The following is a 13,864-nucleotide window of genomic DNA, read 5'->3' as shown; positions in this document are numbered from 1 at the left end:
CCGGCCCCGTGGTTGGGTGGGGGGGCCGCGCCGGCCCGGGGGGGGGGGCGGGGGGGGGGGGCGCGGGCCCGGGGGGGGGGGGGGGGGGGGGCCCCCCGGGCCCCCCCCCCACCCCCCTTCCCCGGCCGGCTCAGCTGAGCTGGGCGCCTTCCACGGTGCTGGTGACCGTGCCGGCGGTGGAGGTGGTGGCCCCCGCCGCCCCGTCGACCAGCGCGCCGAGCTCGCCGACGTTGTCCAGCGCGCCCAGGCTGACGGGCGGCTCGGCGGCGTGCGCGGTGTCCCCACCTCCCGGGGGCGGCGAGATGGCGGCGATGACCGCTCCGGCGGCAAGGGTGACGGCGGCGAGTACGCTTCGCTTCTTCATGCCGGGTTCAACGGCTCGGCCCCCGCAAAGGGCACGCCCCGGTCGAGAATCACCGTCACGGTTCACCGTTCACCGTGACCGAGCGGCGTGGGCGGCGTCCGCGCGACGCAACTCCCCGGCCGCCAGCACGAGGGCGGCGGCGGTGGCGGACAGGAGCCCCGGAATCACGTACATCATCCGGCGGCTGCTCGGCAGCAGGGCGAGGTACTCGTCCCGCGTCAGCTCGACCGCCCGGTCCGTGGGCACCGACGTGTCGTAGGCGACGTACCGGCCCTGGCGTGCCTCCGCGTCCTGCAACCGCTGGTCCCCCGCCGCCACGAACTCCATCGCGATGATGGCCGCACTCGACAAGAGAAGGAAAGCGAGCCCCGCCCGCACCCTGCCGGGCAGGCACCGCAAGGCCTGCCACTGCGCGCCCCGGTCCGCGCCGGTCGCGAACTGGCGCACCAGAGCCGCCAGGAACAGCGAGAGGGCCAAGCCGAAAACCGCCCCCACCGGCCGCGCCGGCACGAACAACGGCTGCGCCCCGGGCAGCCAGGTGAGCGCGGCCAGCGCCAGGGCGGCTGCGCTCAGCGCGGGCCGCCGCGCCGCCGTGCAGCTTGAAGCTTCGTCTCATGGGACGAAGCCTGGCACGACGTCCGGCCTCCGGGTGCCCCGGCCCCCTCCGATGCCACCCTTCCACCTCGCCGTCAACCACTCACTGAGCGCTGCCTAGTCTGTGCTCATGGTGGTCTACGCCCCGGCGGCACTCCTCTTCCTCGTCTTCTGTGTGAGCGTGCTGCGCGAGCGACGCAAGTTCAGCAACGCCGTCATCCTCGGGCTCGCCGCGCTCTGTGCGCTGGCCGGTCTGCTGTACCGGCTGGTCGACTCCGGCTCCGCCTCCGCGCCGGTCGTGGTGTGGTCGCTGCTGGGCCTGGGGGCGGTGGCGGTGCTCGTACTGACGTGTTTCCTGTTCCTCAACGGCGTCAGCATGCTCCGCAAGGAGGGCGGGAGTCCGGCGAATCTGCTGTCCCTGCTGGCCGCCCTGGCCGTCCTCGCCGTGGTCGCCCTGCTCGCCACCGCCGCCGCCCTGCGGACACCGATACTGATCGGCGCGGCGACGGCGGCCGGCGGGCTGGCGCTCTACTTCTCTTTCCTGTTCCTGTGTTTCGTCTGTTACGCGTTCCTCTACGGGCGCCTGCGAGTGCGCCGCAACGCCGACTTCGTGGTCGTCCTGGGCTCGGGGCTCGTCGGCGGCTCCACCGTGCCTCCGCTGCTGGCGAGTCGGCTGAAGCGGGGCCGGGAGGTGCACGCGCGGCTCTCCCGGCGCGGCGGGTCCCCCGTGCTCATCACCTCGGGCGGGCGCGGGCCCGACGAGGACCTGCCGGAATCCCACGCGATGGCCGACCACTTGGTGGCCGAGGGCTTTCCGGCGCACCTCATCGAGCGGGAGGACCGGTCGACGAACACCGAGGAGAACCTGCGGTTCTGCAAGGCGATCATGGAGGAGGCCAAGCCCGACTACCGGTGCGTCGTCGTCACGAACAACTACCACGCCTTCCGCGCCGCCCTCACCGCTCGGCGGGTCCGGATCCGGGGGCAGGTGGTGGGCTCGCCGACGGCCGCGTACTTCTGGCCCAACGCGACGCTCCGCGAGTTCACCGCGATCCTCGTGGACTACCGGCGGAGCAACACGGTGATGTGTCTGCTGGCCATCCTCGGCGGAGTGGCCGCCTGGTGGGTGAACTGGCGGTAGCGGGCAAGCTCCGTACCACCGTTCACGCATGTTTTGGTCACAACTCCCCCACATCTGAATAAGCTTGATCGTGTTCGCATCGCAGATGCGCACCATCGGTCAACGGTGCGAACGGTCTCGCCGGTCGAACGACGGGTGAGGGTCCGCTCCGGACCGTCGGGCCGACCCCGGGCCCCGGCTGAGGGGATCCGCCGGGGCCCGGGGCGTCGCGGGAAGATCCGGACGCGGACGCTCAGAACCCGCCGCCGTCGAAACCGCCGCCCCCGAAGCCGCCGCCGTCACCGAAACCGCCGCCGCCGCCGCCGAAGCCCGAGGCGTCGAAGTCGGATCCGGAGAAGTCGCCGCCGCCCCAGTCGCCGCCCGCGCCGCCGCCGAAGTCACCGCCGCCGTACTCGGAGGCGTACGCCGGAGTGGCGAGCATCGAGCCGAGCATAGTGCCGACCAGGAGGCCGGGGAGCAGGCCGCCGCCGAAGTAGCCACCGGCCCAGGGGCCGTAGGCCGGGCCCGCTTCCCAGTACGGGCGGCGGTTGCCGTCGCCGACGTCGACCGTGCGGCTCATGGGGTCCTCGCCCCGGCTGAGCCGGGCCTCGTCCGCGCCACAGACCGGGACTTCCCGGGACGCGCCGCCGGGCGGGGTCCACAGAACCTCCGTGACCGCCGTGCCGTGGCGCGGGTCGAAGAAGCACGGCGGGCGGCGGGCCGGGATCTCCGCGCCGGTGCGGCGGGCCTCCAGGACCGCGAGGGAGTAGCGGCCGTCCTCCAGGGACCGGGTGACTTCGCGTACGTCCGAGGGGTGTCCGGCCCTGTCCATCTTCGACTTGGCGCTCTCGTAGGAGTCCAGGGCCCGTTCGTAGTCGGCGCGCATGGTGTCGTCCGCGCCCGGTTCGGCGGGGTGGAAGTCCAGGCGTTCCAGGGTTTCGCCGTACGCGGTGATGTCCTCGTCGACGACGACCCGGAGCTTGTCGAGCGCGGCGCGCTCCTCCTCCTCCTCGCGGCGCTTGTTGCGGCGGGAGATCGCGTACGCGCCCGCGCCGCCCGCCGCGACCAGCGCGCCCAGCGTGATCAGGCCGCCGACCGGGGCCCCGGCCCCGTCCGCCGTGCCCGAGCCACCGGACCAGGAGGCGGGGGCGCTGCCCCGGGCCTGTTCGACGGCGCGGTCGACGAAGGCGTTGAGCTGCGTGTCGGCGGCACTGGCCGTGGTGGGGTTCTCCACGGCGGCGGTGAGGTTGTCGACCGCTCGGGTGGGCATGACCTGCGGGTCGGCGCCCGCGTCGAAGCCGTCGCCGAGGCGGACGGCGTAGACGCCGGTGATGCCGGTGTCGCTGCGCAGGGTCTGGAGGAGGCGTTCCTCGGGGAAGGCCGGGGTATCAGGGAGGACGGCCACGAACACCGGCTTGTCGGCGTCGGTGATCTTGTTCTCCAGGGCCTTCTCGTCAGCGACGGAGAGCTGATCGCGAGCGCCCGGGTCCACGTACACCGGGTCGTCGCGCAGGGCCTGGGCGGCGTCCTGGACGGTCGCGGCGGGCGCGGCCGACGCGGGGGACGTCAGGGCGAGGGCCGCCGCTGCGATGATGAGCAGCAGGCCCGCCAGCAGCGCGGGAAAGAGCCTTTTCCTCATACTTAACGCTACTCCAGACGGGCGACGAACGCCGTCGCCCGCCTGGGAGCGCCTCTTCTACGCTGCTCGGTAGGCCGTACGCAGCCTGGCCACCGCACCGGTCAGGTCACCGGTGAGCAGCAGGCGGTCCGCCTCCGCGAACGGCTTCGAGACCTCCTGGGTGAACGTCCCGTCGATCTTCCGTTGGACCAGCAGCCGGGCCCGGTCCACGATCGCCCTGCCCGTCGGGGTCTTCCCCAGGCGCGCCTTCTCGGCGGCCCGGGCGGCGGCGGCGAGGGCCGCGAGGGCCGGCTCACCGCCGGCCGGGGGCTCGTTGAGGGTGGTCAGGCCCCAGCCGTACGGAAACTGCGGGTCGTAGGCGGTGTCCCCCACGTTGATCGGCAGCTGGGCCTCCGACTTCGGCCAGGTCACCGGGAGCTGTCCGGTGAAGGCCCGCCTGCCGTAGAGGACGTCGGCGACGCCGTCGCCCTCGGAGCCCGGCAGCCAGGCGGCCACCAGGGCGTTGATCTTCCCGAGCCGGTCGCCGATGAGCTGGGGGCGGCCGGAGACGATGAGGACGGCGCAGTCCATGGCGGCGCAGACCTTGTCGACCGCTGCCCGGTCGGCGGCCGTCAGTTCCAGGTCGTGCCCGTTGCCGACGTCGCCGATGCCTTCGGCGTACGGGGTCTCGCCGACGACGACCACGCCCACGTCGTAACCGTCCGTGGGGGCGGAGGCGTCCTGGGAGAACGTCACGGACCCGGGGGTGCGCGCCGCCTTTCGCATGCCCTCCAGGATCGTCGTGCCGGTGGGGGTCTCCCCTGAGGACCCCTGCCAGCTGGTGGTCCAGCCGCCGGCCTGGTTGCCGATGTCATCGGCGTTGGACCCGGCGACGTACACCTTCCGGCCGGGGTCGAGCGGGAGGACGGCTCCCTCGTTCTTCAGCAGCACCTGGGACTTGGCCACCGCCTCACGGGCCACCGCGCGGTGCTCGGCCGAGCCGACCTCCTCCAGGTGGGTGGTGTCCGCGTACGGCTTCTCGAAGAGGCCGAGGCGGAACTTCTGGGTGAGGATGCGGGCGACCGCGTCGTCGATCCGGGCCTCGGGGACGCGGCCCGCCGCCACCTCGTTCTTCAGGGTCTCCGTGAAGTCCTGGTACGCGGTCGGAACCATGATCATGTCGAGTCCGGCGTTGACCGACGTGACGACGTCACTGGCGTAGTCACCGGGAATCTGGTCGATGGCCTGCCAGTCGCTGATGACGAAGCCCTCGAACCCCATCCGGTCCTTGAGGACGCCGTTGATCATCTCGGCGTTGGCGTGCATCTTCACCGGGCCCTCGTCGTCGCCCAGGATGTCCAGCGAGGAGAACGAGGGCATGACCGTGCCGACGCCCCGCTTCACCGACTCCTCGAACGGCGACAGGTGTACGGCCTCCAGCTCCTCGCGGGTGACCTGGGTGACGCCCTGGTCGACCGTGTACGAGCCGGTGGTGGAGGAGCCGTACGCGGTGCCGCCGTCGCCGACGAAGTGCTTGGCGCTGCCGAGAACCTTGTCGTTGCGGTGCAGGTCCTTGCCGGACGGGCTGCCCTGCATGCCCTGGATGACCGTCTCCATGGCCTCGACCAGGGCCGGGTCCTCGCCGAACGCCTCGTAGGAGCGGCCCCAGCGTTCGTCGCGGGTGACGCAGACGCAGGGGGCGAAGTTCCACGGGACGCCGGTGGCGCGGACTTCCTTCGCGGTGATCGCGCCGGTTCGCTCCGCGCTCTTCGGGTCGCGGCCCGCGCCGATGCCGATGTTGTGCGGCATGATCGTCGCGCCGGCCACGTTGTTGTGTCCGTGCACCGCGTCCACGCCGTAGAGCAGTGGGATCTGGAAGCGGGTGGTCCGGGTGCGCAGCTGGTATGCGTCGGTCATTTCCACCCAGGCGGCCGCCGTGTTGGGGGTGGGGGCCGAGCCGCCGCCGGAGAGCAGCGAGCCGAGGCCGTGGGCGGCGATGTCGCCGGGGGCGCGGAGCGCGGTGCGCTCGGCCTGGGTCATCTGGCCGGCCTTCTCGGCGGGCGACATGCGCTCCAGCAGATCCGCCACCCGCTGCTTCACGGGCAGGTTCGCGTTCAGGTACGGGAGTCCGTGGGCGTCGATGACGACCTGCGGATTCTCCGGGGGAGCCTTCGCGCCGGTGACCGCCACCTCCAGAGGGATCGTCTTCGCCTCGGCGGGCTTCGACGCCTCCGCCGTGCGGACGGTGACCCGGTGGGTGGTACCGGAGGCGGTGCCCGGGGGAAAGGTGTGGCTGCCGGTGACCGGGGTGTAGTCCTCACCGGCCTCGGCCGTTCCGCCCTTCGTGGCGTACGTGACGGTGACGGGCTCCTGGGTGGGCACGGAGCCGGTGGTGGTGACGGAGAGGCCGACCTCCGCGCTGTCGCCGTTCTTCACCGGGCGAACCGCCGTGTCGGTGACGACGCTCGGGGTGGGGGCCGGGTCCGCCGCCGCGGGGCCGGCGGGCGAGCCGGCGAGCAGGCCGGCCAGCACGGCAGCGGCGGCGAGGGCGGCGGTCGTGGGGCCGGCTCGGCCCTTCCGGGGCCGGGGCCGAGAGCGGGGGTGCGGTGTGCGGTGCATGGGGGCGCTCTCTCCTCCTGCGGTCGAGGCCCGCCCCCGTACCCGATCGCGATCCGGTCCGGGCATTCGATCAGGAGCGGGACGGCGTGGGTGACGAACACGACCGAGAAGTCCGGCTGTTCCCTCGACCGGACGGTCCGTCGTGGGATCTGCCGCCGCATGACGACATCGAGCGCGGGGCCGTCAGTACTTCACGACACCTCACGGCGAGACTTCACGACACCTCACGTCGAGACCGGTCCGGCTTCGTCCGCCCGCCGGGCAGGGAGGGGTGAGCGCTCCGTCCCGGGCGCGTGGGAGCCGCCGCCCGGTGACGGGCGGCGGCTCCCACGAGTGGTGCGGGCCGGACTGGCCCGGGTCCGGTCGGATCAGTTCGGACACGGTCGGGCTACTCCGTGGGCTCGACGCCCGCGCGCAGCAGTCCGTAGGTGTACGCGTCCTCCAGCGCCTGCCAGGAGGCGGCGATGACGTTCTCGGCGACCCCCACGGTCGCCCAGTCGCCGGTGCCGTCGCCCGTGGTGATGAGCACACGGGTGGTGGACTCGGTGCCCGTGCGGCCCTCCAGGATGCGGACCTTGTAGTCGACCAGTTCCAGCTTGGCGAGCTGCGGGTAGATCCGCTCCAGGGCGACGCGCAGGGCCCGGTCCAGCGCGTTGACCGGGCCGTTGCCCTCGGCGGTGGCGACGATCCGCTCGCCCTTGGCCCAGAGCTTCACGGTGGCCTCGTTGGCGTGGGTGCCGTCGGGGCGGTCCTCGACGATCGCCCGCCAGGACTCCGTGCGGAAGTAGCGGCGGGCCCGGCCCTCGACCTCGCCGCGCAGCAGCAGTTCGAAGGAGGCGTCGGCGGCCTCGTAGGTGTAGCCCTGGAGTTCGCGCTCCTTGACCCGCTCCACGACCCGGCCGACCAGGGCGCGGTCGTCGCCGAGGTCGATGCCGAGCTCCTTGCCCTTCAGCTCGATGGAGGCGCGGCCCGCCATGTCGGAGACCAGCATCCGCATGGTGTTGCCGACCAGCTCGGGGTCGATGTGCTGGTAGAGGTCGGGGTCGACCTTGATCGCGGAGGCGTGCAGCCCGGCCTTGTGGGCGAAGGCCGAGACGCCCACGTACGGCTGGTGGGTGGAGGGGGTCAGGTTGACGACCTCGGCGATGGCGTGCGAGATGCGGGTCATCTCGGCGAGCGCGCCCTCGGGCAGCACCTTCATGCCGTACTTGAGTTCCAGGGCGGCGACGACCGGGAAGAGGTTGGCGTTGCCGACCCGCTCGCCGTAGCCGTTGGCCGTGCACTGGACGTGGGTGGCGCCGGCGTCCACGGCGGCCAGGGTGTTGGCTACGGCGCAGCCGGTGTCGTCCTGGGCGTGGATGCCGAGCCGGGCGCCGGTGTCGGCGACGACCGTGGAGACGACGGCCTGGACCTGGGCGGGGAGCATGCCGCCGTTGGTGTCGCAGAGGATGACGACCTCGGCGCCCGCCTCGTACGCGGTGCGGACCACGGACTTCGCGTACTCGGCGTTGGCGCGGTAGCCGTCGAAGAAGTGCTCGCAGTCCACGAAGACCCGGCGGCCCTGCTCGCGGAGGTGGGAGACGGTGTCGCGGACCATCTCCAGGTTCTCCTCCAGGGTGGTGCGCAGGGCCAGCTCGACATGCCGGTCGTGCGCCTTGGCCACCAGGGTGATCACCGGGGCGCCGGATGTCAGGAGCGCCCGCACCTGGGGGTCCTCGGCCGCGCTGCCGCCGGCCCTGCGGGTCGCGCCGAACGCCACGAGCTGGGCGTTCTCGAAGGTGATCTCCTGCTGGGCGCGGGCGAAGAACTCCGTGTCGCGCGGGTTGGCCCCCGGCCAGCCGCCCTCGATGTACCCCACGCCGAAGGTGTCCAGATGACGGGCGATGGTCAGCTTGTCGGCGACCGTCAGGTTGATGCCCTCACGCTGAGCACCGTCGCGCAGTGTGGTGTCGAAGACATGGAAACTGTCGTCGGTGGCGTTGGCCTTGGTGGTCATGCTGGTCTGACTCCTGTCGGATGAGTGGATCCGGACGGTCTGGGCCTGTTCGGGGAACCCGGAACAGGCCCCAGCTCCACTTGCCCCCATCATCCCGCGCGCCTCGCCCCGGCCCGGGTGCGGGCCGGAAAACGAAAAAACCCCTCGCGGGTGCGAGAGGTCTGCGCGCGGGTCTGGGGCACGATGGCCGCGCCGTACATGGTGGTACGGGGCGGTCACTGCGGACCGGCGCGCCTGCTGCCAATAATCATGACGAACGAGGACACGGCAGCAGTCTCGCACAGCGTCGGCCCCGTGACGGCGGCGTCTCAGGATGCGGTCGTGACCCCGGTCGCATCGCTCAGTGGGCGCCCGGCGTCAGCGTCTCGTCCAGGAACTCCGCCGCCTGCCCCAGCACCTGCTCGCGTCCCGTCCCCGGGATCCCGACCGTCACATGGATGCTGAACCCGTCGAGCAGCGCCCGCAGCCGGGCGGCGAACCGGTCGGCGTCCACCGGCCGGAACTCGCCGCGCGAGACCCCCTCGGCGAGCAGCGCCACCAGGTCACGGTGCCAGACTCCCTCGATCGCGGCCTGCCGGGCGCGGGCGTCGTCGTCGGCGTTCTGCGAGCGGCCCCAGACCTCCAGCCAGAGCGTCCAGTGGGGGTCGCGGTGCCCGGCCGGCAGGTAGAGGTCGATGTACGCGTCCAGCCGCTCGCGGGCCGTCCCGGGCCGGGCGAGCAGGGCACCGCGCTCGGCCCCGAGGCGCCGCTCGCTCCACTCCAGGGTCTGGAGGAGCAGTTCGTCCTTGGTGCGGAAGTAGTAGAGGAGGTGCCCGCTGCTCATCCCCACCTGCCGCCCCAGCCCGGCCATGGTCAGCCCGTCGAGGCCGCGCTCGGCGACGGTGGCCATGGCAGCGGCGAGGACGTCCTCGCGGGGCGGGGCGGCGTGGTGGGTGCGACGGGGGGCGCGGGTCATGGGTTCGCTCGGACCTTCGGCTGCTGCTGGGTGACGCAGTGGATGCCTCCACCGCCGGCGAAGATCGTACGGGCGTCGACGAGGATCACCGTACGGTCCGGGAAGAGGCCCCGGAAGATCGCGGCGGCCTCTTCGTCGCGCGGGTCGTCGAAGGCGCAGAGGATCACGGCACCGTTGCAGAGGTAGTGGTTGATGTAGGAGTAGTCGACCCATGCCCCGTCCTCGTCGCGGAGCACGGTGGGCGCGGGCACCTCGACGACCTCCAGGCGGCGCCCCCGGGCGTCGGTGGCGGCCCGGAGGATCGCCAGATTCTCCCGGGTGACCTCGTGGTCGGGGTGGGCCGGGTCCGGCTGGACGTGGGCGAGCACGGTGCCCGGGCGGGCGAAGGCGGCGACGATGTCGACGTGGCCGAGCGTGCCGTACGTCCCGTAGTCGCCGGTCAGCCCCCGGGGCAGCCAGATGGCCTTCTCGGTGCCGAGGCGGGCGTGAACCTCCGCCTCGACCTGCTCCCGGGTCCAGCCGGGGTTGCGTTCCGCGCCGAGCTGGACGGTCTCGGTGAGCAGGACGGTGCCCTCGCCGTCCACGTGGATCGCGCCGCCCTCGTTGACGAGCGGGGAGGTGTGGGCGGGGGCCCCGGCCAGCTCGGCGACGGCCCGGGCGATGTGCTGGTCGTGCTCCCAGCGGGCCCAGCCCTGCGCGCCCCAGCCGTTGAACGTCCAGTCGACGGCGGCGAGCGTCCGGCCGTCGGTGACGAAGGTGGGGCCGATGTCCCGCATCCAGGCGTCGTCGAGCGGCCGCACGACCAGCTCGACGTCCGGCCCGAGCAGCGCCGCCGCCCCGTCCTCCTGGCCGGGCCCGACGACCATGGTCACCGGCTCGAACCGCCGCACGGCACGGGCGACGCCGGCCCACGCGCGGCGGGCCTCGTCCAGCTCGGCGTCGGAGGCGAAGGTGGGGTTGGGCCCCGGCCAGGCCATCCAGGTGCGCTCGTGGGGGGCCCACTCGGGGGGCATACGGAAGGGGGCGGGGGCGTCGGGCATGAGGGCTCCTGGTCGAGAGAGTTAGAGTGCCACTCTAACGACAGCCCAAGGGCGTACGGAAGCTATTTCCACCATGGTTCGAGCGGGGCTCTATCGCCACCCGTCAGCGCGGACGGACTCGGCGCGTGCCCCGGCGCGTGCCATGCCCGGTGGATCAGGACCCGCCCGGCCGGCCCCTCGCGGAAGGGTTGCGGAACGGACTACCAGATGCCGTCGACGACCTCCTCGAAGGCGAGGCGCCACGGTGAGTCCTCGTCAGCGAACGGGAGTGGGTCGAACGAGGTGATCTCACCGCGCAGGGCGTCTACGCGTTCCTCGGTCCTTTCGTCGTCATTCCTCAGTCGCCGGCACAGTGCCTCGAACTTGGTCAGCGCGTACACCAGGGATTCCACGTCCCGGTGGACCGGGGTGGGGACCAGCCCCTCTTCGCCCTCGCCGAGGAAGTAGACGGTCCCTCGCTCCGGGTCGAGCGCGAGCGTGGTGTCGGCGAAGAGGCCGAGCACGAGCCAGCGCCGACAGGCGTCGGGGACGGCGCCCCGGCAGCTCCGGAGAGCCCCGGAGGATCGCGTTGCCTTCTGGGAATCCGTCCCGCGGTCGGATGACCTCAACGACATCTCGTGGCTCAAGTAGCCCTGGGGGCGGAGCTTCCCACGCTCCAGCGCACGCGTCCTGCCGTCGGGGCCCGCGTGCCGGAGCATGCGGGCCCCGACGGTCCAGGGGCAGGCGCCTTCAAGGGCTTCCCGACAGCCCTCAGCCGAGCGGGTGCATCCAGCCGTGGGTGTCCTCGACGACGCCGCGCTGGATGTCGAGAAGACGCTCCCGGAGCCTCATGGTGACCTCGCCGGGCTCGCCGTCGCTCTGGGTCCACTCGCCGCCCTCGGACTTCACCAGTCCGACGGGGGTGATGACGGCGGCCGTGCCGCAGGCGAAGACCTCGACGAGGGTGCCCTTCGCCGTGTCGTCGCGCCACTGGTCGATGGAGATCCGGCCCTCCTCGGAGCCGTAACCGAGGTCGCGGGCGACCTTGAGGAGGGAGTCGCGGGTGACGCCGGCGAGCAGCGAGCCCGTGAGGGACGGCGTGACGATCTTCTTCGAGCCGTCCTCCTCGGCGTACACGAAGTAGAGGTTCATGCCGCCGAGCTCCTCGACCCACTTGTGCTCGACCGCGTCGAGGTAGGCGACCTGGGCGCAGCCGTGTGCGGCGGCCTCGGCCTGGGCGAGGAGGGAGGCGGCGTAGTTGCCGCCGGTCTTGGCGTCGCCCATACCGCCGGGGACGGCGCGGACGCGGTTCTCCGAGAGCCAGATGGAGACCGGCTTCACCCCGCCGGGGAAGTAGGCGCCCGCGGGCGAGGCGATGACCAGGAAGAGGTACTCGTTGGCCGGCTTCACGCCGAGGCCGACCTCGGTCGCGATCATGAAGGGGCGCAGGTACAGCGACTCCTCGCCGCCGTGGGCCGGGACCCACGCCTTGTCCTGCTGCACCAGCGCGTCGCACGCCTCGATGAACGTCTCGACGGGCAGCTCGGGCATGGCCAGGCGCGCGGCCGAGCGCTGGAAGCGGCGGGCGTTGGCGTCGGGGCGGAAGGAGGCGACCGTGCCGTCGGGCTGGCGGTAGGCCTTGAGACCCTCGAAGATCTCCTGCGCGTAGTGCAGGGTCATGTTGGCCGGGTCCATCGACAGGGGGCCGTAGGGGACCAGCTGGGCGTCGTGCCAGCCCCGGCCCTCGGTCCAGCTGATGGTCACCATGTGATCGGTGAAGTGCCGGCCGAATCCGGGGTTGGCCAGGATCGCCTCGCGCTCCGCGTCGGACAGCGGGTTCGAGGAGGGCTTGAGCTCGATCGTGGGCATCGTCATGAGTGCGTGTCCTTCACCGGTCTTGTGTGTGATGGACCGCGCTCACGCCTGTTCGTGCCCGACGCTTTTCGGTCAGGTCCTAGGACGTCCGAGCTTTACCGCGAGCCACGGCCCCGCGTTCGATTATCACTTGCGGGAGGCCGTGCACGAAATGGTGTGAATGCGGTCCAGGGGTCGATGGTGGCACCCGGGGGCCGCACAGGTGAAGCCGCCGGGCGCTGAGTGCGACCCGGCGGCTTCGAAGTGGAGTCGTCGGGTCAGCCCGCTACGCGTACCGCGAGGGCGTCGCCGATCTCGTCGGTCGTACGCGTGGCGGCTCCGTCGCGCTCCGCGAGGTCGGCGGAGACGGCGTCCTCGATGCGCGCGGCCTCGGTCTCGTAGCCGAGGTGGCGCAGCAGGAGGGCGACGGAGAGGACCGTGGCGGTCGGGTCGGCCTTGCCCTGCCCCGCGATGTCGGGGGCGGAACCGTGGACCGGCTCGAACATCGACGGGAACGCGCCCGTCGGGTTGATGTTGCCGGAGGCGGCCAGGCCGATACCGCCGGAGACGGCGGCGGCGAGGTCGGTCAGGATGTCGCCGAAGAGGTTGTCGGTGACGATGACGTCGAAGCGCTCCGGCTGGGTGACGAAGAAGATCGTCGCGGCGTCGACGTGCAGGTAGTCGGTGCTGACCTGCGGATACTCGGCGGCGACCTGGTCGAAGGTGTTCTTCCACAGGTGGCCGGCGTAGACGAGGACGTTGTTCTTGTGGACCAGCGTCAGCTTCTTGCGCGGGCGGGCCGCCGCACGCTCGAAGGCGTCCCGGACCACGCGCTCGACGCCGTACGCCGTGTTGAGGCTGACTTCGGTGGCGACCTCGGCGGGGGTGCCGGTGCGCAGCGATCCGCCGTTGCCGGTGTACGGGCCCTCGGTTCCCTCGCGGACGACGACGAAGTCGATGTCGGGGCGGCCGGCGAGCGGGGTCGCGGTGTTCGGGAAGAGCTTGGAGGGCCGCAGGTTGATGAAGTGGTCGAAAGCGAAACGCAGCTTCAGCAGCAGCCCGCGCTCCAGGACGCCGGACGGCACGGACGGGTCACCGATCGCGCCGAGGAGGATGGCGTCGTGGTTCTTGAGGGCTTCCAGCTCCGCGTCCGGGAGGGTGTCGCCGGTGCGGTGCCAGCGCTGGGCGCCGAGGTCGTACTCCTTGGTCTCCAGCTTCACATCCTGCGGGAGGACAGCGTTGAGGACCTTGAGGCCCTGGGCCACGACTTCCTGGCCGATTCCGTCACCGGGGATCACTGCGAGATCGATGCTGCGAGACATGCCGGAAGCCTAACGGTGCGTCCCACCCCATGACATCCGCCGTCCAGCATGCGGACGGGACGCAAGGGTGTGCGGGGCGTTCGAGTGGGGCCGAGGGTGCGGGGACGGTTCAGGGCCGGCGGTACGGCTCAGTGGCCGGTCGAGCCGCCGTTGTCACGGCGGTCCAGAGCGCGCTGGAGAGCGGCGGCGGCGTTCTTGCGGTCCGACTCGGACGGGCGGGGAGCGTGACGGACGCGACGGGCGGTGGTGGTGGCCATGATGGATCGACTCCTTGAGATCGCTTGGATGCCGGGGGCAGGCCGCACATCGCGGTGCGGCGCCGAGGCCGGGCCGGGATCGGATTTCGAGGTGCCGCAAGGAGCGGGGAGCGTACGCCGCAGGGGTTACCTGCTTCGGGGCGCGC

The 13,864-nt window shown here is 72.1% G+C and carries 12 protein-coding genes; 1 reads left to right on the top strand and 11 read right to left on the bottom strand.

Features of this window, described 5'->3' with window-relative positions; translation table 11 throughout:
• Nucleotides 1–130: 130 nt before the first annotated feature.
• A complete protein-coding gene (locus tag ACH4RG_RS09920; protein ID WP_397924074.1) occupies nt 131–364 on the bottom strand; it encodes a hypothetical protein in 234 nt (77 codons plus the stop codon).
• Between the two features lie 69 nt (nt 365–433).
• Nucleotides 434–841: a hypothetical protein gene (locus ACH4RG_RS09915; protein ID WP_398539338.1), complete on the bottom strand. Its 408-nt coding sequence runs from the start codon at nt 839–841 to the stop codon at nt 434–436.
• A 247-nt stretch (nt 842–1,088) separates the two neighbouring features.
• Between ACH4RG_RS09915 and ACH4RG_RS09910 the strand changes: the two genes are divergently transcribed.
• Nucleotides 1,089–2,099: a YdcF family protein gene (locus tag ACH4RG_RS09910; RefSeq protein WP_398163116.1), complete on the top strand. Its 1,011-nt coding sequence runs from the start codon at nt 1,089–1,091 to the stop codon at nt 2,097–2,099.
• 232 nt (nt 2,100–2,331) lie between these two features.
• On the opposite strand, the gene ACH4RG_RS09905 is transcribed toward ACH4RG_RS09910, so the two are convergent.
• The 9 genes from ACH4RG_RS09905 to ACH4RG_RS09865 form a co-directional block, all read right to left on the bottom strand.
• On the bottom strand, nt 2,332–3,717 hold the full coding sequence (locus ACH4RG_RS09905) for a hypothetical protein (RefSeq protein ID WP_398539337.1): 1,386 nt from the start codon (nt 3,715–3,717) through the stop codon (nt 2,332–2,334).
• A gap of 57 nt (nt 3,718–3,774) precedes the next feature.
• On the bottom strand, nt 3,775–6,315 hold the full coding sequence (locus ACH4RG_RS09900) for a glycoside hydrolase family 3 N-terminal domain-containing protein (protein ID WP_398539336.1): 2,541 nt from the start codon (nt 6,313–6,315) through the stop codon (nt 3,775–3,777).
• A 388-nt stretch (nt 6,316–6,703) separates the two neighbouring features.
• Nucleotides 6,704–8,311 (bottom strand): citramalate synthase, encoded by a 1,608-nt coding sequence (gene cimA / locus ACH4RG_RS09895; protein ID WP_397924084.1) that lies wholly within the window; start codon nt 8,309–8,311, stop codon nt 6,704–6,706.
• Nucleotides 8,312–8,651: 340 nt separating this feature from the next.
• Complete coding sequence (locus tag ACH4RG_RS09890; protein WP_397924086.1) at nt 8,652–9,266, bottom strand: TetR/AcrR family transcriptional regulator; 615 nt, start codon at nt 9,264–9,266, stop codon at nt 8,652–8,654.
• Nucleotides 9,263–10,306: an agmatine/peptidylarginine deiminase gene (locus ACH4RG_RS09885; protein WP_397924088.1), complete on the bottom strand. Its 1,044-nt coding sequence runs from the start codon at nt 10,304–10,306 to the stop codon at nt 9,263–9,265. Before ACH4RG_RS09885 ends, ACH4RG_RS09890 begins: the two co-directional genes overlap by 4 nt.
• Nucleotides 10,307–10,506: 200 nt before the next feature.
• Nucleotides 10,507–10,920, bottom strand: a complete 414-nt coding sequence (locus ACH4RG_RS09880) for an SUKH-4 family immunity protein (protein WP_398539408.1) — start codon at nt 10,918–10,920, stop codon at nt 10,507–10,509.
• Nucleotides 10,921–11,056: 136 nt separating this feature from the next.
• Nucleotides 11,057–12,160 (bottom strand): branched-chain amino acid aminotransferase, encoded by a 1,104-nt coding sequence (locus ACH4RG_RS09875; protein WP_398539335.1) that lies wholly within the window; start codon nt 12,158–12,160, stop codon nt 11,057–11,059.
• 257 nt (nt 12,161–12,417) lie between these two features.
• A complete protein-coding gene (locus ACH4RG_RS09870) occupies nt 12,418–13,461 on the bottom strand; it encodes a 3-isopropylmalate dehydrogenase (protein ID WP_397924094.1) in 1,044 nt (347 codons plus the stop codon).
• Between the two features lie 128 nt (nt 13,462–13,589).
• Nucleotides 13,590–13,718: a hypothetical protein gene (locus ACH4RG_RS09865; protein ID WP_018960091.1), complete on the bottom strand. Its 129-nt coding sequence runs from the start codon at nt 13,716–13,718 to the stop codon at nt 13,590–13,592.
• Nucleotides 13,719–13,864 lie beyond the last annotated feature (146 nt).

The sequence above is a fragment of the Streptomyces sp. NPDC021019 genome (assembly GCF_044333295.1).
In the GTDB taxonomy this organism is placed as follows: domain Bacteria; phylum Actinomycetota; class Actinomycetes; order Streptomycetales; family Streptomycetaceae; genus Streptomyces.
This window is presented reverse-complemented; position numbering and strand designations above follow the sequence as displayed.